At 53.3% G+C, this 19293-nt stretch carries 16 protein-coding genes, 1 pseudogene and 1 other annotated feature; of the genes and pseudogenes, 2 read left to right on the top strand and 15 right to left on the bottom strand.

All coding sequences use genetic code 11. From position 1 onward, the window contains the following. Positions 1 to 115: 115 nt before the first annotated feature. From IDH45_RS25635 to IDH45_RS25610, 6 genes are all read right to left on the bottom strand, one after another. On the bottom strand, positions 116 to 970 hold the full coding sequence (locus IDH45_RS25635) for a sugar phosphate isomerase/epimerase family protein (RefSeq protein WP_190930991.1): 855 nt from the start codon (positions 968 to 970) through the stop codon (positions 116 to 118). A gap of 14 nt (positions 971 to 984) precedes the next feature. Next, positions 985 to 1710, bottom strand: a complete 726-nt coding sequence (locus IDH45_RS25630; RefSeq protein ID WP_190930990.1) for a cysteate racemase — start codon at positions 1708 to 1710, stop codon at positions 985 to 987. 29 nt (positions 1711 to 1739) lie between these two features. Continuing rightward, a complete protein-coding gene (locus IDH45_RS25625) occupies positions 1740 to 2843 on the bottom strand; it encodes a Gfo/Idh/MocA family protein (protein ID WP_190930989.1) in 1104 nt (367 codons plus the stop codon). Positions 2844 to 2958: 115 nt separating this feature from the next. Further along, on the bottom strand, positions 2959 to 4632 hold the full coding sequence (locus tag IDH45_RS25620; RefSeq protein ID WP_190930988.1) for an extracellular solute-binding protein: 1674 nt from the start codon (positions 4630 to 4632) through the stop codon (positions 2959 to 2961). 73 nt (positions 4633 to 4705) lie between these two features. Beyond that, positions 4706 to 5587: a carbohydrate ABC transporter permease gene (locus IDH45_RS25615; protein ID WP_190930987.1), complete on the bottom strand. Its 882-nt coding sequence runs from the start codon at positions 5585 to 5587 to the stop codon at positions 4706 to 4708. A gap of 23 nt (positions 5588 to 5610) precedes the next feature. Beyond that, positions 5611 to 6456 carry an ABC transporter permease gene (locus IDH45_RS25610; protein WP_223836957.1) on the bottom strand — a complete coding sequence of 282 codons (846 nt, stop codon included), beginning with the start codon at positions 6454 to 6456 and terminating at the stop codon, positions 5611 to 5613. A 387-nt stretch (positions 6457 to 6843) separates the two neighbouring features. Here IDH45_RS25610 and IDH45_RS25605 point away from each other — a divergent pair, with 387 nt between their 5' ends. After that, positions 6844 to 8025 (top strand): N-acetylglucosamine-6-phosphate deacetylase, encoded by a 1182-nt coding sequence (locus tag IDH45_RS25605; protein ID WP_190930986.1) that lies wholly within the window; start codon positions 6844 to 6846, stop codon positions 8023 to 8025. A gap of 79 nt (positions 8026 to 8104) precedes the next feature. Continuing rightward, positions 8105 to 9316, top strand: coding sequence for a right-handed parallel beta-helix repeat-containing protein (locus IDH45_RS25600; protein WP_190930985.1), 1212 nt, complete (start codon positions 8105 to 8107; stop codon positions 9314 to 9316). 81 nt (positions 9317 to 9397) lie between these two features. Here IDH45_RS25600 and IDH45_RS25595 read toward each other — a convergent pair whose 3' ends face one another. From IDH45_RS25595 to IDH45_RS25555, 9 genes and pseudogenes are all read right to left on the bottom strand, one after another. Then, positions 9398 to 11173, bottom strand: coding sequence for a cache domain-containing sensor histidine kinase (locus IDH45_RS25595; RefSeq protein WP_190930984.1), 1776 nt, complete (start codon positions 11171 to 11173; stop codon positions 9398 to 9400). Beyond that, positions 11163 to 12812 carry a response regulator gene (locus IDH45_RS25590; RefSeq protein WP_190930983.1) on the bottom strand — a complete coding sequence of 550 codons (1650 nt, stop codon included), beginning with the start codon at positions 12810 to 12812 and terminating at the stop codon, positions 11163 to 11165. Before IDH45_RS25590 ends, IDH45_RS25595 begins: the two co-directional genes overlap by 11 nt. Before the next feature lie 397 nt (positions 12813 to 13209). Beyond that, positions 13210 to 14877 (bottom strand): 2-isopropylmalate synthase, encoded by a 1668-nt coding sequence (gene leuA, locus IDH45_RS25585; protein ID WP_190930982.1) that lies wholly within the window; start codon positions 14875 to 14877, stop codon positions 13210 to 13212. A 77-nt stretch (positions 14878 to 14954) separates the two neighbouring features. Further along, positions 14955 to 15217 (bottom strand) — a binding site (T-box leader). 199 nt (positions 15218 to 15416) lie between these two features. Then, positions 15417 to 15770, bottom strand: coding sequence for a hypothetical protein (locus IDH45_RS34340; RefSeq protein ID WP_223836964.1), 354 nt, complete (start codon positions 15768 to 15770; stop codon positions 15417 to 15419). A 19-nt stretch (positions 15771 to 15789) separates the two neighbouring features. Next, positions 15790 to 15963, bottom strand: a pseudogene (locus IDH45_RS35345) (AraC family ligand binding domain-containing protein); the annotation flags it as partial. Positions 15964 to 16091: 128 nt separating this feature from the next. Then, the gene (locus IDH45_RS25570) at positions 16092 to 16547 is read right to left on the bottom strand and encodes a DinB family protein (protein ID WP_190930979.1); all 456 of its coding nucleotides are present in this window, start codon (positions 16545 to 16547) and stop codon (positions 16092 to 16094) included. A gap of 69 nt (positions 16548 to 16616) precedes the next feature. Beyond that, complete coding sequence (locus tag IDH45_RS25565) at positions 16617 to 17852, bottom strand: sensor histidine kinase (RefSeq protein WP_190930978.1); 1236 nt, start codon at positions 17850 to 17852, stop codon at positions 16617 to 16619. Positions 17853 to 18060: 208 nt separating this feature from the next. Beyond that, positions 18061 to 18417, bottom strand: coding sequence for a PH domain-containing protein (locus IDH45_RS25560; RefSeq protein ID WP_190930977.1), 357 nt, complete (start codon positions 18415 to 18417; stop codon positions 18061 to 18063). A gap of 16 nt (positions 18418 to 18433) precedes the next feature. Beyond that, the gene (locus tag IDH45_RS25555; RefSeq protein WP_190930976.1) at positions 18434 to 18985 is read right to left on the bottom strand and encodes a helix-turn-helix domain-containing protein; all 552 of its coding nucleotides are present in this window, start codon (positions 18983 to 18985) and stop codon (positions 18434 to 18436) included. Between the last annotated feature and the right edge of the window lie 308 nt (positions 18986 to 19293).

The following is a 19293-nucleotide window of genomic DNA, read 5'->3' as shown; positions in this document are numbered from 1 at the left end:
GCTCTATACGCGAAACCCGGCGTTTACCCGGTCATTTTTATCGTATTTGCCGCGAACCGGTTCTGCCTAACGTTATAACGGAAAAGCTGCGGAACTGTAGTTCGGCAAGGAGGAGTTAACAGGATGAGATAACCTGCCTCAATCCTTCCAAGGACTCCCGGGAGCCGTCCATGATGGAGCCGCTATCCGGTTTGTAGTGGGTTTCGATGACGTAGATTCCCTTGTAGCCGTCTCGCTCCAGTGCCGCGAATTGTTCCTTCCATGGAACGACGCCCCGGCCGATCGGCGCTCCGGTGAACCTGCCGTCTCCGCTTCGCCGCGTATCCTTTAGATGCACATGTGCCAGACGCTTTTTGACCGCCTCGTACCCGTCCGGGAACGGACGCAGCCCGAGATATGCTTCGTTGCCGGGATCCCAAACGATCCGCAGCCATCGTGAGTTTACCCGATCCGCCATTTCTCCGGTTTCTCTCGCCGTACCGCAATTGCAGGATCCTTCATTTTCCAGAAGCAGGGTCATCCGCGCCCTTCCGGCGAGCTCGGCGGCTCGGCCTAGGTAAGCCGCGATTTCCTCGTTGTACCGCTCCGGCTCCTTCTCCCGCCAGAATGAAAATACGCGGATCATACTCGTATTCAACATCTGCGCGATTTCAATCAATCGCGGCAGCCGCTCCAGATGCCGTTCCGCAGACTCCTCTTCATGCCCGAATACATCGCCGAGCGCCGTCTGACGGGCCGGGTCGAGCTTGCACTTGAACAACGGCGAAGCAATCGCAGACACAAGCAGTCCACGTGACCGAATATCCCGCAATACCGTCTGCAGCTCCTCGTTCGTCAAGCTGCTTATGTTCTTCCCGTCGATCATCCGTAATTCGACATAATGCAAGCCTTGCACGGCGATCCAATCCAGCGCCTCTGAAAACCGTTCCGATACCTCATCGGTAATCACTCCGACTTGCTCCCATCGCATCGTCGTTCCTCCATTCAGTTTGCGTTTGCTTTATGAATTGCCAGCTTCGCCAGCGCCAGCGTCGGATCGAACCATTCGTAACGATTGTCCGCCATGAGAAAAGGAATTAACAACGGCAGTTCCGTGCAGCCGGCTATAAAGAGGCGAATGCCTGACGCTGCGTGCCGCTGCACGATTAGGTGGAGTGCGGGCAGCTCTTCATTGTTGTCCAGCTTCCCCGCCTTGACACCTTGGATGGAGTTCCCCACTACGCCTTGCTCCTCCTCCGACGGGAGGCGGATCGGATACTCCGCCAATGCGAATGCACGCTGATACAAGCCGGAGGCAATAGTAGCGTGCGTAGCGAACAGCATCGTCGCGCCCGCGCAATCCGCAAAATCCCGAGTTACCGCTTCAACGGTGCTCCCGATTATGCTGTACAGCGGAATGTCGATCGCCTTGGCGATTTGCTCGTGCCAAACGTGAGCGGTATTGCAGGGCATGACGAGAAAATCCGCGCCGGCCCGCTGCAAGACGAGCGCCGAATGTACAAGCGCCGGAAGCGGGCTCGGAGCCCCCGAGCAGATAGCCTGAACCCGGGACGGGATTTTCGGGTTATTGTTGATCAGAATGTGCAGATGATCCTGGTCCGACGCGGCGCAAGTACCGGCTACTAACTTTTGAAAAAAGTCGACGGTCGCCAGCGGTCCCATGCCGCCCAGTACACCGATGGTCTTGGTGCCGGCTTCAGCGTTCACCATGGACACTCCTCCCGGTACGGCGTCGTTCTTCACCTTGCGCGTCGCACATGCTTGAGGATTCCAGAAGTTGTATACCAGGGGTCCGCCGTATCGATAGGCAGCTGCACGCGTTCGCCCGTGGAAGCGGATTTGTAGATTGCCGTGATAACCTCGATGACGCGTCGGCCCTGCGCGCCGTTCATCGCCGGTTCCCGCTTCTCAGCGATGGCGCGGAGAAAGTCGTTCATAAGCCGGATCTGCACATCACCAGGCTCCTGATTCCCCGCCTGCTCCGATCCGTTCCCGATCCGCTCCAGTTCTCGCGCCGCCGCTTCATCGTGGGCGACGCTGTCGCCATCCCGAACGAGGAGAGTATGATAGCCGAGCGGATAACTTACAGCCTTCGCATAACCGGATATATCCATTCGAATCTCGGAGCGGACGGCGTTGACCGAACAGCCGAACAGCGCGGGTAAACCGCCCCGGAACCGCAGCATCGCCATCGCGACGTCCTCGACCTCGATGCCCTGCTGAACCGTCTCCATATCTGCCTGTACACTCTCGATCTCACCCAGCAGCCAGACGAATACGTCGAGTGCGTGCAGCGCCTGATTGATCGCCACCCCGCCGGATTGACGCTCCCATGTTCCGCGCCATGGCGCCTCGTAATAACGTTCTCCCCTCCAACAGGTCGCGTTTAGCTGGGCGAACCGAAGCGGCCCGAGCGCGCCGCTGTCCAGCACCCGTTTCATCCGCTCATAGTCCCGGTTGAATCGGGTCTGCATAGCGACTCCGAGCAGCCTCCCGTTTTCCCGGGCGGCAGCGATCATTGCATCGCAATCGTCAAGCGACGGAGCGAGCGGCTTCTCGCATAACACATGCTTGCCCGCACACAGCGCTTCGATAACCGGTCCGCGGTGCAAATCCGGCGGCGTGCAGACGGAAATCGCATGAATGTCATCCCGTGCCAGCAGATCTTCCCACGACGCGCATACCTCCGCACTTGACCCCTCCCATCTTGCCAGACGCTCCGCCTGTCTCGAATCGATGTCGTATACGGCCCGGACTTCACAAAGCCCCGCCAATTGCAGGTACGTCTTCATATGCATTCTCGACACGGCTCCGCAGCCGAGGATGCCGATCCCGATCGTCATCGTTTTTCCTCCTGAGATGAAATGTCCTTAATCGAGGTAATGGTGTCGGCCAGCAGAACAAACGCCAGCGGCAGCCGACTCGGGGCCCCGCCGGCGTTGGTGGTTCGCCCGCTTGTTACTTCGCCGCGTCTTTTTGCTTTTTATAGATCGCGTCAATATCGGCGTGATATTTATCCAGGCCTTTGTCTTTTAATGCTTTTTCCAGCGAGGCCCAGTTCGCCTCCATCTTCGACTCGGCCTCCAGAATCATTTTCGGTACCGCTTTGTTCCACTCGGCGATTGCCTCCGAGTTGAATCTTTTAATATCGTCCGTATAGGCCGAAGTCGTAAAAGGCAAATTTTTGACGGCAGGCTTGATCAGCAGATCCGTGAATGTCTTCGCGCCGTAGGCCTTCAGCGCTTCGCGCATCGGCTCGTTCATCGTTTTCTGGTTCCAACTGACCGAGGATGAATAACGGGCGAAATCACCGTCGGACAAATACGCTCCGGCCTGCATCATCTGCAGCAACGGACGCGGATAGGAGAATCCGAGACGATCCCAGGCATCCCCGCCTTTGCCCAGCTCGGTTACAACATAGTCGCTGACGACGCGTTTGCCTCCCTCCACGGTAAAGTATTTTCCTTCGATGCCCCAGCCGACGAGAATTTGGTTTTCCGTCTTGTACATCTCATCGAAGAATTGCAGGATCCTTACGGCATCCTTAGCGTTTTTCGTAATGCCTACCCACTGGTCGCTGCCGCGCAACGAGCTCGTGGATGTCGCGTTGGACACTTTGGTTCGGCCGGGCGCGACGATATCGAACGAGATATACGATTTGTCCGCCATATTCAACTTGACGAGATCGTTGGTGCAGCCGGAAGCGAACGACGGCCCGAACACGGCGAGCACGCGTCCCTGCGCGCACTTTGCATTGAATTGATCGGTGGTCTGCACGAGCGCTTCCCGATCAAATAGGCCGGCTACGTTCATCTTGTTGAAAAACTTGAACAGGTCCGTATACCCCGGCGCGAAGAAACGAAGCACCGGTTTGTCGTCATCGCCGATAAATACGTGCGGCAGCGCAGGCATACCCGCATACATTCGGGCTGAAGTATCGAATACGTTATAGAGCTGCGACGTCGCGCCGAAGTTCGAGAAGCCGATCGTTTTGCCTCCGCGGATTTCGGGATATTTCTTGGCGTGCTCGCTAATCAGCTTGTATACGTCATCCAGCGTTTTGAGCTGCGGATAACCGGCCTCCTTAAGCACGGACGCTTGGATGTGCAGCCAGCCTTTGTCCGCCAGATTTTCTATTTTGCTAGTCGGCGGCGCGCGTAATGCCCATATTTTTCCGTCGGGCTGCTTGAGGGAAGACAAATCGTTGTTAAACGCTTTCATAATGGAAGGCGCATGTTTCGGTATAAGTTCTGTCAGATCGACAAGCGCTTTGGCGTCGGCATAGGCCTTGTACGTATCGTCCCACATAGACACGACATCCGGATAATCGCCGGCGGCCAGCCAGACATTCATCTTTTGCCTCTCGTCGCCGGTCAGAACGTCCCACTTGATCGTTCCGCCGGTCCGTTTTGTAATTTCCCTGGCGATGTCGTTGTCCCAGTTCATCGTCGCGACCGTTGTGTTCATGGAAAACGTGATAGGCGCTTTGGACGCACCGGGCGCTTGCGAATCAGGCGAAGGCGATGGAGCTGGTGAGTTGTTCGAATCGCTGGAGCTGCAGGCCGTCAGCGCCAGAATGGCCGTCAACGCGAAGGCGCCGACCGAGCCGATCCCATATCTCTTCTTACTCATTGTTTCATGACCTCCTCATCTTATTTTATTTCATCCCGCTTAGCGCCGGAAAGTGGAGCTTGGCGGTGCGAAATCAATCCTTCATGGCGCCGAGCGTCATGCCTTGCACGAAATACTTTTGCAAAAACGGATAGACTAGCAAAATTGGTATGGTGACGAGAATCGTCAGTGTCGCTTTTATCGTCGTAGGGGAGATCGTCCGCTGAATCTCTTCCCCCGAGTCTTGATTGACTTGCTGTTCCACGATTTGAATCATTTTCTGCAGTTCGTACTGCAGCACGTTGAGATCCGGATTTCGGCTGTTATACAAATAATTATCGAACCAGCTATTCCATTCATTTACCGAAATGAACAGTGCGATGGTCGCGAAAACCGGCAGGCTGATCGGCATAATAATGCTTGTATAGATGCGAAAGTCGTTGGCTCCATCGATATAGGCAGACTCCACCAAGCCTTCGGGGAGCTGCTCGAAATAAGTCCGCATGATAAACACATGAAACGCTCCGACCAGCGAAGGAATGATATACACCCAGAAGGAATTGATCAGCCCGAGACTTTTGATCAGCAGATACGTAGGGATCAGGCCTCCGCTCACGTACATCGTCAGCACCAGCATAAAGCTGAACAGACGGCGCAGCATAAATTCCTTGCGGCTGAGCACATAGGCCAGCATTCCGGACAAGAAGACGGAGATCACCGTCTGCAATACCGTTCTCAGCACCGAATTGTAGGAAGCGCGAAGCAAGACCGGATTTTCAAACACATATGCGTAGTTTTCCAGCGTGAACACCCGCGGAAAAAAGGTTAAACCTCCCCGCATCGCATCCGTCGTTTCGTTTAACGACAGGACAAGCAGATAAATAAACGGGTAAACCGTCGTAACCGAGATGAGCGCAAGCCCTCCATACAAAACGGCGTCCGTTACGGTTTCGCCGGCGCTTTTTCTAAATAACAAGACAATGCCCCTCCTTACCGGTATTAAAAAATGTTGCTCTTGTAGCGGCGGGCGATCGCATTCACGACGAGCAGCATCGATACGCTTACCGCGGAATTGAACACGCCAACGGCCGTACCGAACGAGAAATTACCCTGGTTGATCCCGAGTCGAAGCGCCAGGATCGATAACACGTCGGAATATTCCTGCACGAGCGGGTTGCCCAGCAAAAACTGCGATTCGAAGCCGCCTGTTACCAGATTGCCGATAGCCAGAATCGTCAGCAGAACAATGGTCGGCACGATGGAAGGCAAAATAATGTACTTGATCCTCGCCCAACGGCCGGCGCCGTCAACCTTGGCAGCGTCGTACAGGCTGGGGTCGATTCCGGCGATCGCCGCCAAATAGATGATCGCACTCCAGCCGAATCCCTTCCAGGTGACGATCAGCGTATGAATGATCCAGAACCATTCCCCCTTGCTGAAAAAAAAGATCCCCTCTTGGATGAAGCCCATCCGGATGAGCATCGCGTTGATCAAGCCGTTGTCCGGAGACATCAGCATGACGGCGATGTTGGCGATAACGACCATCGATACGAAGTGCGGCAAATACGTCATAGTCTGTACCGTACGGACGAACACCTTGCTCTTCAATTCGCTTAAAACGACGGCAAGTCCAACAGCACAGATCGTGCCCAGCGTCAGAGACAGGACATTCATTGCGATATTGTTGCGCAGGGCATGGCGGAAGTCGCTGTTGCCGAACAACGTCCGAAAATGCTTGAACCCTACCCAGTCTGCTTCGAGCAGACTTTGACCCACGCGGTAATCCTTGAAGGCCATCAGCCAGCCCCATAGCGGCACGTATTGAAACAAGATCAGATGCAGCATAAGAGGAATGGACATCCATAGTAGGATATGCTGTCGTCTTATGCGTTTCCAGCTTCCGCTCCCATATGGCGCCGCTTTCAAGACTGCCTGGGCTTTCAAGACGGTTTCTTTTTTCAAGTCTGATCTCCTCCACTCGTCTTTTTTCCAGTATATAGCGGCGACTGTATCCGATTGTATCTAGGAAAGTTGTTGTTTACTGGGGGATTATTAATCAGCTGAATACGACACCTTCACAAGAAGATCCTCAGCGATAACGGCCCTGACGGTTTTACGGGACACCAAAGATGTCGAGCAAAAAGACGGAACAGCCTCATCTTCAGCGCTCCGTAAAGTTGTTATACTAGAGAAGCATCGCGTGAATCAGGTTGGGAAAGGAGCAATCCGCACATGAATACCGGTCAACGCAAAGAAATCCATGCCCTGCATTACCGCTCCGGGAAACCTATGAAAATAACGGTAGCAGGAAACCGATTCGAGTCGATCGAAGCGGCGTCCGACGAACCAGCGGGTATGAATTCTCCGCCGGAAGCGCTGCCGATGGTCGGTCCGGGACTTGTCGATCTGCAGATTAACGGATATATGGGGATCGATTTTAATCATTACCCGGTCTCTCCCCGTCACTTGTCGGATGCAACCCGCCTGCTGCAGCTGGCTGGCGTAACCTCCTATTACCCGACCGTGACGACGTCATCGGACGAATATATCGAGGACTCTCTGAAGGCCATCGCCGCCGCATGTTCTACCGATGCCGAATGTGCAGACAGTATCGCCGGCATCCATCTGGAAGGACCGTTTATCTCGCCGGAGGACGGAGCCAGGGGCGCCCATCTCGCCCGTTATACGAAAGCTCCGGACTGGGAGCTTCTCCAGAGGTGGCAGGACGCGGCCAAGGGCAAAATTCGGATCGTAACGATGTCTCCCGAGTGGCCGGGCTCCACCGCTTTCATTGAAAAATGTAAGCTAAACGGCATCACGGTCTCGATCGGCCACACCTCGGCTTCCCCGGAGCAGATACGCGAGGCAGCCGCTGCCGGCGCGCGTATGTCTACGCATCTGGGCAACGGGGCTCATCTGATGCTGCCTCGCCATCCCAATTACATATGGGAGCAGCTTGCGGACGACTCCCTGCATGCATGCCTGATTCCGGATGGCTTCCATGTCCCGTTGTCCTTCCTAAAGGTAGTGCTGAAGGTAAAGGGTCCGCTAGCGATGCTTGTCAGCGATGCGGTCTCTCTAAGCGGACTTCCGCCGGGAGCGTATCGGTCGCATGGTCGCATCGATGTGATCAAAACCGAGCAGGGCCGCCTGCATCTGGCGGATCAGCCGCAGCTGTTGGCAGGTTCGGCGCAACTGCTGCCTTGGGGAATCGACCATCTCGCCCGCAGCGGCGTTTGCTCGCTCGCGGATGCATGGGACATGTCGTCCATTCGGCCCGCTGCTTTTATGGACCTGCCTTCACAAGCCGGTCTGGAAGCCGGGGCCCCCGCCGATTTCGTCTTGTTTCATTGGACGGGAGAGCAGGTCCATATTCGGAAAACATTCAAGAATGGAATGGAAAGAAGCGGATAGAGGGAATGTGGCGGCAGGGCAACATGCAAGCCGCTCCATAAACCTGGATTACCCTTTTATCGACGGGAGGCTTTCCTTCATGGACATGGAGAAAATTAACGTATTCGTCAGTCCCGGCTCCGGCGACCTGACCGGAGGAACCCATCTGGCGATCCAGGCGGCGATCGACTATGTCTCCGGATTGGGTGGGGGTGTCGTGCGGCTTGGCGCCGGCATCTATGAGATCGACAGCGCGCTTCATCTGCGCACTGGAGTAGAACTGTGCGGCACGCCGGGCGAAACCGTGCTGCGCAGAGGCGAGGAACGCGTCTCGCCTCTGCTGGCCGACGCCGATCTGCATGAGCGCGAAGTAACGGTGCAATACCCGGATTACTTCCCGATCGGCCAGTCGATCATCGTCAAACTGGCCGATCGCAGCAAAGGATTTCTCGATACGACGGCTACAGTAATCGGTAAACGCGGCAGCGTGCTGTACCTGGACCGGGAGCTATATGCGACAATTTTCGTCCATGAAGGTGGCATCGTCTCGACATTAAGTCCTGTTGTCAGCGCCTACGAATGCCGAGATGTCGTACTGCGCCACCTCCACATCGAAGGCAACCGGGAACGCAACTCGCTTGCCAACGGCTGCCGCCTTGCCGGGATTTATTTGTTTCAATGCCACAACGCCCTGCTGGAGCATTGCCAGGTTTACCGGTACAACGGAGACGGCATCAGCTACCAGGGCGGCTCCGACATCGCCGTCGCCCATTGCGATTGCAGCGACAACAGCGGCAAAGGTATTCATCCGGGAAGCGGCACGGATCGCACGCGAATTTCGCACAGCCGGTTTGCCGGCAATGGGATGGACGGCATCTTTTTCTGCTGGCGGGTGCGCAGCGGCATCGTGGAGTATTGCGACTCCTCCGGCAACGGGATGAGCGGCTTCTCGATCGGCCACAAGGACACGGGCAATTGGATCCGGCACAATCGATTTGCAGGCAACCGCTACTACGGCCTATTTTTCCGCAATGAGCCTGATCCGATGGCCGCGAGCCAGAACATCGTGCGGCACAATCGAATTGAGGACAATGGAAGCAAGGAAATGGGCTATGTCGGCATTCGGCTGCGCGGCTCTACACGCGACGTCGAGATTGGCTGCAACGACATCCGCTTCCCGAAAGGCGCCGCCGGAACGATCGGCATCTGCATGGAAGAACACGTCCAGGATATTCGTCTGCTGGACAATACGTTTTTGAATTGCTGTAAAGACGTGCATACTCATTGGCTGCTTGACGAGGAAACCCATTAATTCCCGCCTAATCAAATACGCCAGCGGCTGCCGTATGAAGGCCCCTGGCGTATTTATGCCTATCAGGCTGCTGTGGTTGCCTTACCGATCCTTCAGAACCGGATGCGCGAACTCAACGATAGCTCCGCCGTTCGCTCCGTTCCTTACTCGCAATTGGTACGGCTCACCGAAATAGGTCAGCAGCCGATCGTGTACATTTCGCAGACCGACGCCCTGGCGGCCCGACAGCTCGCCCGCTCTATCGGACAGCAGCGTCTCCGCCCGCTCTCCGAACCCCGGACCGTTATCGCTAACCTCGAAGCGGATGCTTTGCCCGTCCAGTCTCCCTTTGATGACAATTTTGATCCCATCCTCCTTGACGTGGCCGATGGCATGCTTGATCGAATTTTCTACCAACGGCTGAAGCAGCAAGCGGAGACATGAAAGCTGAAGCAGCTCCTCCTCCACCAAATAAACGACGCGGATCGGCGTGTCGGTTCGGTTGTTCTGGATTTTGACATAGGCGCGCACATGCTCCAGCTCCCGATCGACCGTCGTCAGCTCTTTGCCGTCGTTCAGGCTGAGCCGCAGCAGCCTGCCCAGCTCGCTGACCATCTCGCTGATATCCGCCGCGTTGCGGCTCTCCGCCATCCAACGGATCGACTCCAGGGTGTTATACAGGAAATGTGGGTTGATCTGATGCGTCAGCACCTGAAACTCCAGTTCTTTCTTATCCTGGGCGGCTTTCTCCACACTTTGCACCAGATGATCGATGCGATGCACCATCTGATCGAAGCCGCGGTACAGCCAGCCGATCTCGTCGTTGCGGTTGATTTGCTGCCGATGACCGGCGAGATTGTTTTGCCCCACCTTGCGCATTGCCTTCACGAGATTCTGGATCGGCCCTGTGAAGCGGACGGTTATATACGCGAGGATGACGATCGACAGCAGCAGGTAAAAAAACAGGAACGACAAGCTGAGCGTCTCGATCCAGGCAACCGGCTGTTCCAGCACGGCTAGAGGAACCATACTCAACAGCTTCCAGCCGCTATCGAGCGTAGTAAACGAAGCCGCATATTCGGTCCCATCGATCAGGAACTCGCCGGCCCCCCGCCCTTCACCTCCGATAAAATCGATCAGACGTTCGTCGCGCAGCTTGAAGCCGAGCAGGCTCAAGTCCTGGTGATACAGAATCACCTGGTTCTCGTCGAGCAGCATCAGTTGCTGCGATTCCTGCATTTGCAATGGCGCCAGATAATGATGCAGCGTAGAAACCTTAATATCGACAAGCACAACCGCTGTTTCCTTGCGGCTCGTCAAATGATAGAGTCGTTTGATCTTGGAGAGGATCGGCTCCGTGTAGACGGCCGGGTTATGCTGCGGCAAAAACAACGCCCAAAACGGCGGCGAGCCGTCACGGATTTGGCGGAACCATTCCTCACGCTCGATGTCCAGCGAATGATATACAGAATGCTTGAATCGTTGAAACCGCTCCGGTTCAAGAGGGAAGATACGGATCGAGTAACCGTGCGTCTGATTTTGCAGCACGCCCATATAATTCAGCAATCGTTCGGTAAACGCGAGCTCCTCCAGCTCGTTTGGCACTTCTGCCGACATAAGCTCCTGCAGTTCGCTCGAGAACATCAGCTCGTTCTGGAAGGAGCTGGCCAGATTCAAATAATTGTCCAGGTTTTTCCCGCTCTTATCCAAAATCTCCAACGAGGCGTCGGTATTCGCCTGACGGATCGCCTCGATCGACTTGTGGTAAGAAAAGTATCCCACGAAGCCAAATGGGAAAACGATGAGGATAAAAAACAGGAAGATAAACTTGTGGCGGATCGAGAATCGGCTTACTTCGCGGAAACGATTACTTTTCAAGCACACTCACCCGGCTGTTGCGGTACTCTTGCGGAGTCATCCCGAACTTTTTTTTGAACAGCTTGGAAAAATGCACCTTGTCCTGGTAACCGACGATACCGCTGATCTGGTACACCTTCAGATTCAGATCCTTCAAAAGCTCGCAGGCTTTGTCCAATCGGGCGTCCGTTATATATTCGAGAAAATTTTTTTCCGTCACTTTTTTAAACAGCTTGCTCAGCCAAACTGGGGTCACATGCACTTGCTCAGCGACGTGTTGAAGTGTAATCGGCTCGCAATAGTGACTCGCGATGTACTTTTCCGCTTCGTATACAATCTGGTTTTGTCCCACGAATTGCTCCTGGATGCTGGCGGAAGCCCGAATCAGTTGAAGCGTTACTTGCTGCTGTAAGGAATCCAGCGTATCGAAGCGTTCCAGATGCTCCCACAATAAGATCGGGTTCTGATCCCATTCGGACCCTCTCCATCCCAGCTTCTGGGCGTGGCGGAATACGTTATGCATCCATTCGAACGTTTTTTGCTGCAAATCGTTCGTATGCCTGATTTCCCAGCTGCCTGCGAGTTCCGGGAAACCATGCATCATCAGCCGGATTTCCTCCTCGCTGCTGACGATCAGCCTCTCAGCGCTTGCTTTCACGCTCTGTAAAATACGGATCGAGTCGTTTCCCATAGCTCGCTCGTCGGGTTCGCGGTTAGCCTCCGGGTCCCAGCGCACCCTATGATACACAATTGAGGCCTCCGCTTCCCGAAGCATGGCGTATAAACGCTCGATACCTCCTAGTTCACCGCATACACCGCAGCTGACCAGAATGCCTGAGCGTCTTCGTACGTCATCCATAATTTGGACCCCTACAAGGTCCGGAACGAAGGAGTGCCCCTCCGTGTCCTGCTGCCCATCCGATCCGGCTGAATCTCTGCCTAGAAGGCAGATCCACACCCCTTGCTTCCTTCGCACCAGCAACGATTTCCGTTCTTGCCGATCATCGAGATACGATTGCACAGCAGCTTCGACAGTTGCTTCCATCTCGATGATCTCGCGATCGGTTTTACTTTCAGTTAGCGCTTTCATATTATCAATTCCGATTAGAATCAGCAGGAAAGTCGTACTCGGCAGCCACTCCAGACCAATTTGTCCGAAGCGATGATCCAGCCTTGCTTCATGCTCATTGCGAAAAGGACGCTCAAACAGCTCCAGCAGCGTTTCTGTCCGAAGGCGCGGAAGCGCTTCATCCAAACTCTTGTGCCATGCGAGATCTTGCTGCCGCTTGTGCAGTCCGGCGACGGCAATCTGCACCGCTGCGGCCAACTCCTGAAGATTGACGGGTTTCAGCAAATAATCGTTTACGCCCATCTTGAACGCTTCCTTGGCATAATGAAAATCATCGTAGCCGCTTATGATGATCATTCCCCCGCCATACCCGGCCCGATCGAGCTCGCGGATCAGCTCCAGTCCGCTCATCAGGGGCATACGGATATCCGTAACGACCAGATCGATCGAATGATGAGCCGCGATGTCCAGGGCGCCGGGCCCGTCATCCGCCGTATAGATGTGATCAAATCCCCATTCTCTCCAAGGCGCTTGCGAACCCAACCCGTTGCGGATTTCCTTTTCGTCGTCTACAACCAGCACTCCGTACATCGCGTCATCTCCCTCGTCCTGTTATTAAAACGATGCGACTCGCGTTTTGTAAACCCTTTCATTTTGTGCGAAACTTGTTTCTGAAGTAGGTCGGCTGCCAGAATTATACCATTAAGATGCACTTATGAGCCGAATTATTTGCCAAACGCCAAGGATCGGACGCAAAGACGAAACTGCCCCTTCCTCTAGGGTACAACCAGGCGAACGCTTCGAACAGGGGGCAAAGTAGAAGTTAGACGGGGTAAAATTGTCGTTTTCCATTTCTCTTGAGAGGCCTATTGCAAGACGCGGCATGCAACGCAAAACAAGCCTTTTCCCGCAAGGAAAAAGGCTTGTTTCGGTTTATACTTGAACGCTCCTGTCCGGGAGACTGGTCCCTAATTAGCCGTTCAAAGACTCAGGACTCCTTACGACACATTTGATTCACAGCGCTAAACAATGCTTTTATAGATGAGGTCATGATATCCACATCAATGCCGCATCCCCAATATACGGTACCGTTCGAAGCCGTGATACCGATATAAGAAATCGCTTGTGATTTTGAGCCCGTTTCCAGGGCATGCTCATTATAGAACAAATCGGTATATTCTACCCCAAGATGGGTTTGGAGCGCATTACTGATTGCATCCAGTCTTCCGTTTCCGGTGCCCGCAATTTCCTTGACTTCACTGCCGGATCGTATAGTGACTATGGTTTGAAAATCTTCATTGTCCGTAAATCGGTACTTGACAAACTCGACAGGATTCTTTATATTCACATATTCTTTCATGAAAATATCGTATATTTCATCGGGCATCAGCTCCTTTTGTTGCTGATCCGATACGTTTTTCACGCAGTATCCGAAATTTTCCCGCATTTTCGCCGGGAGATTGAGTCCGTACTTCAGCTGCAGAATGTACCCTATCCCACCTTTGCCGGACTGGCTGTTAATGCGAATAATATCGCCTTCATACTCCCTGCCGATGTCCTTGGGGTCAATCAGCAGATAAGGGACAGACCAATTACGGGGCTCCTCGTCCTCCCGCCATTTCATTCCTTTTGCAATGGCATCCTGATGCGAACCGGAGAAAGCGGTGAAAACAAGCTCGCCGCCGTAAGGATGTCTTTCGCTTACTCTCATTTTGGTCAATCGTTCATATACGGAGATGATCGCAGGGATGTTCTCAAAATTCAGCTTCGGGTCTACCCCGTGTGAGTACATGTTTAGAGCAAGCGTGACAATGTCCACGTTCCCCGTTCTTTCCCCATTCCCGAACAATGTTCCTTCAACGCGCTGAGCCCCGGCCAGTACTCCCAGTTCCGCATCCGCCACGCCTGTTCCCCTGTCGTTATGCGGATGAAGCGACAAAATAACATGTTCCCGGAAATTCAAGTGCTCGCTCATATACTCGATTTGGCTAGCATAGATGTGAGGCATCGACATGGATACCGTCGCAGGAAGATTGATGATCACCGGGTTCTCTGAGGTCGGCTGCCATACATCGAGTACGCGATTGCAGATGTCCAGCGCAAAATCAATCTCTGTACCTGTAAAGCTTTCGGGCGAATACTGGAACTGAAAATTCCCTTCTGTTTCTTCTGCACACTGCTTGAGCAGTTTTGCGCCGCTTACAGCGATGTCGATAATTTCTTCTTTGGATTTGCGAAATACCTGTTCCCGCTGCGCCACGGATGTCGAGTTGTACAAATGTACTACGGCTTTTTTCGCACCTTTAAGGGATTCAAAGGTTTTTCGGATAATATGCTCTCTCGATTGGGTAAGTACTTGGATCGTTACATCATCAGGGATCAAGTCCGTCTCGATCAATGTGCGCAAGAAAGTAAATTCGGTTTCCGACGCCGCGGGAAAACCGACTTCGATCTCCTTGAAACCTATATCTACAAGCAATTTGAAGTATTCCAGTTTTTCCTCCAAATTCATCGGAACGATCAACGCCTGATTTCCATCTCGAAGGTCGACGCTGCACCAAATCGGTGCCTCCGTTATATATTCCTTCCGGGTCCAATTCAAGCTTGTCTCTGCCGGCATAAAATATCCTCTTGCATACTTTTCAACATTTTTCATGGTTATCTTCCTTTCATCAATTTCTGCTTGAATTATCTAAAAGCGGACTAAACCCAAAAAAGCCTTTCATCTCCATAAACAGAGACGAAAGACTTTGACATCTTACGCGGTACCACTCCGAATTCATGCCATCGTCGGCATGCACTCTGCGGATAGGGTTGCAAAAAGAGCAACCTTGTATCCTCCTGATGATAACGGCCAGGCTCCGGCTCCACTTACTATAAATGGTTCAGCGAGCAACTCCAAGGTGAGTTCCGATTTTCTTCACGGCTGTTTTGCACCGCCCAACAGCTCTCTGTTCGCTAAGAAAAACCGTACTATTCCTTCTCAACGTGTTAAAATATTAAGGTTAATCTTAAAGCACTTAAACTTTGGTGTCAAGTACAATGTGAACGTGCCGGGTGTGATCCACCCGAAAGCCGATGCAACATGGGCATTTGGATTCCGAAAGGACTGCCTCGCCTCGGTTACTGCATTCATTTGGTGTCATAACTGGCTAACCTCAAAATTTCATGTTTACAAATAGTTGCTGATTTCCTTCAATTTTTGGCGATACCGTTGACCGCTCCTTTGACACAACCCGTATTGTGCAACCTCGCTTCGATGGCGTGGGCCGCATCGATCTGAAGCACCGACCCGGCATTCAGCGGAAGCTCCTCCGCCGGTTCTGTCTCAAGCGGGAGCAAGAGAGAGAGAACTTCCTGGATGATCAGCAAAATATGCCCCTGGAAAAACAAGCGATTCCGGTAGCTTAATTGAATGGCAAAGCGGTGGTCCGAGTCCGGCGAGGCGAGAAGAGGGGGCCCCGACTGCAGCAATTCCTTGGACAGCAATCCCTCCATCTCCCGGAAGTAGGCAGGCAGCCGTGTCCGCTGTATGCGATCTCGTTCCAAATACCGGTAAGCAGCCCGCGCGCAACACGATCGTCTCTTCGCCCACGGTCAGTTCCCCTACGCCTTCCCAGCAGTAACACAGCTCGAATAAATGATGATGATGCCTAGGATACGACCAGTCCGCCGACTTCACCCCGAATTGGCAGCCGACAACCTGCAGCGTATGGCTCGTATTGGAAATGCAAATTTCCATGCTCACGGATTCCCCTCCTCCAAAACGTATCAACAAGCAAGCAGTCGGTATAGCTGAGCAAAAACAGCCGATCGTTTTGACGGCTGCCTTCGAGTTTGCATGGATCTCTCGCATTCGTGTAAGCCCCGTTAGAGCCTCGCGAACGTGATGTAATCGATTTGGGCAGGCTCTGCCGATTCGTTCCGAAGTGCCCGGTTGATCTGTCCCCGGTGATATTGCCCGTGCAAGAGGACCTGTGACAGGATGTCCCGGACGGACGTACGGAACGGAACCCCGCTCTGGTTCGCATAGTCGATCATCTCGTCCAACCCGGACTCCTCGAGTCCTTCGATATAGACGCGATATAACTCGGCGTTACCTTCGAACATCGTCCGGATCGCCGCCAGATCTTCTGCTTGCTCCCACAACGAATATGCCGCGTTGCCCTTGCCCTGCAATCGGGACAACCAGACTCGCTCCGCGACCGCAACATGCCGAACCAGCTTCAGAAGGTCCTTGTTCTTCGTCTCACTCTCCTCGAGCGCGTCCAGGATGCGTGCGTTCGCCCAGTACAGATGGTCCATCATACACTTGATCGTTTTCATTTCGGTCCTCCCTCTCCGTCTCATCGATTATTAGAATTTGCTATCATCCTATACTCATAACGATAAAATTTATAGCAGCGGCAGGTCGATCGACAACTCGCAACCGACCGGCTCGCCTTCGGCATCGGCGGAGGATCGGATGTTCACTCTTCCGTCCAGCAATTGCACCCGTTCGATCATGGACGACAGCCCGAAGCCGGGAACGGCCGAGCCGTACGGCTCTCCATCGCTGACCAGCCGAAATAGCAGCATCCCGTTGGACAAGCGCAGCGAGAATCGAACGCGAATACACTTGCCATGGCGGGCGGCATTGGTCAATCCTTCCTGCAGCGCATGATACAACACCTGTTCCGTCAACCTGCCCGGCTTAATATTCGAGGACAATGAAATATCCGAATCGATGGCGATTTCCATCGTATCTTCCGTATATTGAATCAGCTCGCGGAGCGCCGCCTCCAGTGTCATCGTCTCCGCATCATCCGAGCGGATCAGCTTGACCGCCCTGCCGACATCTTCCAGCCCTTTCCGCACAAGCCCGCTCAGCAACTCCAGCTTTTCCCACGGAACGCGATCCTGTTGTTCCGCAATCTTCTTCGCCGCTTCCAGCTGGACGATCGCCGAGGTCAACGTGTACCCGACAGTGTCATGGATTTCATACGCGATACGGCTGCGCTCTTCCAGCACCGCCATCTCTGCAAGCGTCTCTGCCTTCTCGCGAAACGTCACGGCCAATGATCGGCTCGCCTTCTCCAGCGCGGCCACCCGCAGCTCCACCGTCTGTTCCAGGTTGTGTCGCAACTGCGCTAGCTCTACATGTTTCAGGTGCAGCTCCGCCGCACTTCGTTTCGCTTCCTGGAGAAGCAGAAGCATCCGGATCGAGATCGCCGTGAATCCGCACACGGATACGATAACAAACACGACATACGGCAAACGATCGGATAGTTGGGAATGTAAGTTTAGCGCTTCGGACACGAGACTTACGATCCGATACGGATCAAAAAGTCCCTTCGGGCCGAGCAGATACGCCGTGCAGGCGATCGCCAGCCACACGATCGGGCGGCTGCGGTCAGGCGGCAGAAGATCGTTATCGGCGCGAATCGCTTGGAGCGACCCTACCAATAAGGCGAATCCGGCATATACCGTTGCTGCGTTTCCAGCCATGGCCGACACTCCGAGCACCGGAGGCAGCAGCACGGCGACTATAGCAGTATGCGCGAGCCGATCCGTTCGATCCTTTGCGGCTGTGGTAGGCAGTTTCTGCTCCAAATTCCCCTTCCCTTTGATTCCGATATCGTATAAGGTCATCTGTTCATCACCTCGACATCATCCATCATACCGACGGTCCGTTCCCGACCGCAAGGGTCCCGTTCCCGGGAGGACTGGGAATTTTGCAGGGGCGGCCGGGAGGTTGCAGATTCAATGGAACCGCAGGAATTTGGGAGGGATACCATCGGGTGGATAAAGACTATTGGACGGTATTCGGATATGCCGAAGGGATGATGATGTGATTACACTATCGTTCACAAGAACTGCGTTGCAGCAGAGTGTTTACCAATTGCTCGGGAGCTTCGCTTTCAATTACGATTTTGTTAAATTCATGCTCTTGCAAATCAAGAATGACTACTTTCCTGGCATCACGATAAGATAACAAATGTTTCTTTCCATTAATGACGAAAACCCCGCTTTTATAAGTTAATGCAGAAATGCCGGTTCGCTTTACAGCGGTTATGGGAAACTCAAAATCACCCACCTGCAATTTATCAATCGAAGTGTAAGGAATTTCAATTTTGCTTCTCAAGTTAGTAATTGCCGCCCAGCCTGAAAAATTCAAGATTAGAGCATAATCACCCAAAGTAATCTGAATACTCATTTTCGTATCCGCCTCCTTATTCTTGTGATGGTCCTTTTGATTTTTGGGGAATAAACATGCCAGCAAAAATACGGGGATTGCGCTCGGGCGTCGGTTCGTTATGGATCGCTTTTTCGATGTAGGTATTAATCGAGTCGATGAGCTCCTGAAACTCGTCATTCGTCAAATGCATAGGCGCAAACCAATATCCGAATCCATTCTCTTTGTATTGAGTCGGGGAATTTTCCGTAATATAAGAAGTCGCAAGCTGAAGCAAATTAGCATGGAATGCAGAAAAATGCCGCAAATGATCCTCTTGTGAAGTGACCTCGGCCTCCTTATCCGAAATCTGTATTTGATCCTTCTTGACGGAGAATACCCGTTCTTCCGTTCCTTTCACTTTGTTCGTATCGACTACTTCGATCATATCCGCTTCGATCAACAGATGAATGTGTCGATACAACGTCGCTTGAGGAACATCGCCAAGCTCTTCCAACAGTTGTGCGGTCGTCAGCGGTTTGCCCAGCATTAATTGTTGGATAATCCGCATTCGGATCGGATGTAGCAGCAGATCCGCTTTTCTAGCCATTTCATGGTCCTCCAACATTATCATTTTATATAATGATAATATAATAAATCGGTTTTAATTTCAACAATTTCACTAGAAAGTTATTTCCGATCTTGCCTCCCCACCCCCGGTCGAGATTGGTGAACAGATCGGGTGACGGCCTCACACAGCAGCCTTCTTTGTGCACCGAATATACAAAGTCTTTGTAAGCTTCCACAGCTGCTTTAGTTAGGACTGAACTTCTCACTCCGTTCATTTGCCCGAAACGACCGCGCTCGGGACGGCGAACCTCGCTATCGCCAGCTTATTTCTCCATATACATTGTCGCC

Origin of the sequence: Paenibacillus oceani (assembly GCF_014705615.1) — a bacterium.
GTDB lineage: Bacteria > Bacillota > Bacilli > Paenibacillales > NBRC-103111 > Paenibacillus_AB > Paenibacillus_AB oceani.
Note: the sequence above shows the minus strand (reverse complement) of the source record. Positions and strands in the feature narration are given on the sequence as shown.

Bases quoted from the DNA above. Each gene is read 5' to 3' on its own strand.
- IDH45_RS25600 (WP_190930985.1), top strand. From the start codon at position 8,105: ATGGACATGGAGAAAATTAACGTATTCGTCAGTCCCGGCTCCGGCGAC.
- IDH45_RS25630 (WP_190930990.1), bottom strand. From the start codon at position 1,710: ATGGTGAACGCTGAAGCCGGCACCAAGACCATCGGTGTACTGGGCGGC.
- IDH45_RS25555 (WP_190930976.1), bottom strand. From the start codon at position 18,985: ATGGCTAGAAAAGCGGATCTGCTGCTACATCCGATCCGAATGCGGATT.
- IDH45_RS25605 (WP_190930986.1), top strand. From the start codon at position 6,844: ATGAATACCGGTCAACGCAAAGAAATCCATGCCCTGCATTACCGCTCC.
- IDH45_RS25635 (WP_190930991.1), bottom strand. From the start codon at position 970: ATGCGATGGGAGCAAGTCGGAGTGATTACCGATGAGGTATCGGAACGG.
- IDH45_RS25590 (WP_190930983.1), bottom strand. From the start codon at position 12,812: ATGTACGGAGTGCTGGTTGTAGACGACGAAAAGGAAATCCGCAACGGG.
- IDH45_RS25620 (WP_190930988.1), bottom strand. From the start codon at position 4,632: ATGAGTAAGAAGAGATATGGGATCGGCTCGGTCGGCGCCTTCGCGTTG.
- IDH45_RS25560 (WP_190930977.1), bottom strand. From the start codon at position 18,417: ATGAGTATTCAGATTACTTTGGGTGATTATGCTCTAATCTTGAATTTT.
- IDH45_RS25625 (WP_190930989.1), bottom strand. From the start codon at position 2,843: ATGACGATCGGGATCGGCATCCTCGGCTGCGGAGCCGTGTCGAGAATG.
- IDH45_RS25570 (WP_190930979.1), bottom strand. From the start codon at position 16,547: ATGAAAACGATCAAGTGTATGATGGACCATCTGTACTGGGCGAACGCA.
- leuA (WP_190930982.1), bottom strand. From the start codon at position 14,877: ATGAAAAATGTTGAAAAGTATGCAAGAGGATATTTTATGCCGGCAGAG.
- IDH45_RS25610 (WP_223836957.1), bottom strand. From the start codon at position 6,456: ATGCTGCATCTGATCTTGTTTCAATACGTGCCGCTATGGGGCTGGCTG.
- IDH45_RS25565 (WP_190930978.1), bottom strand. From the start codon at position 17,852: ATGACCTTATACGATATCGGAATCAAAGGGAAGGGGAATTTGGAGCAG.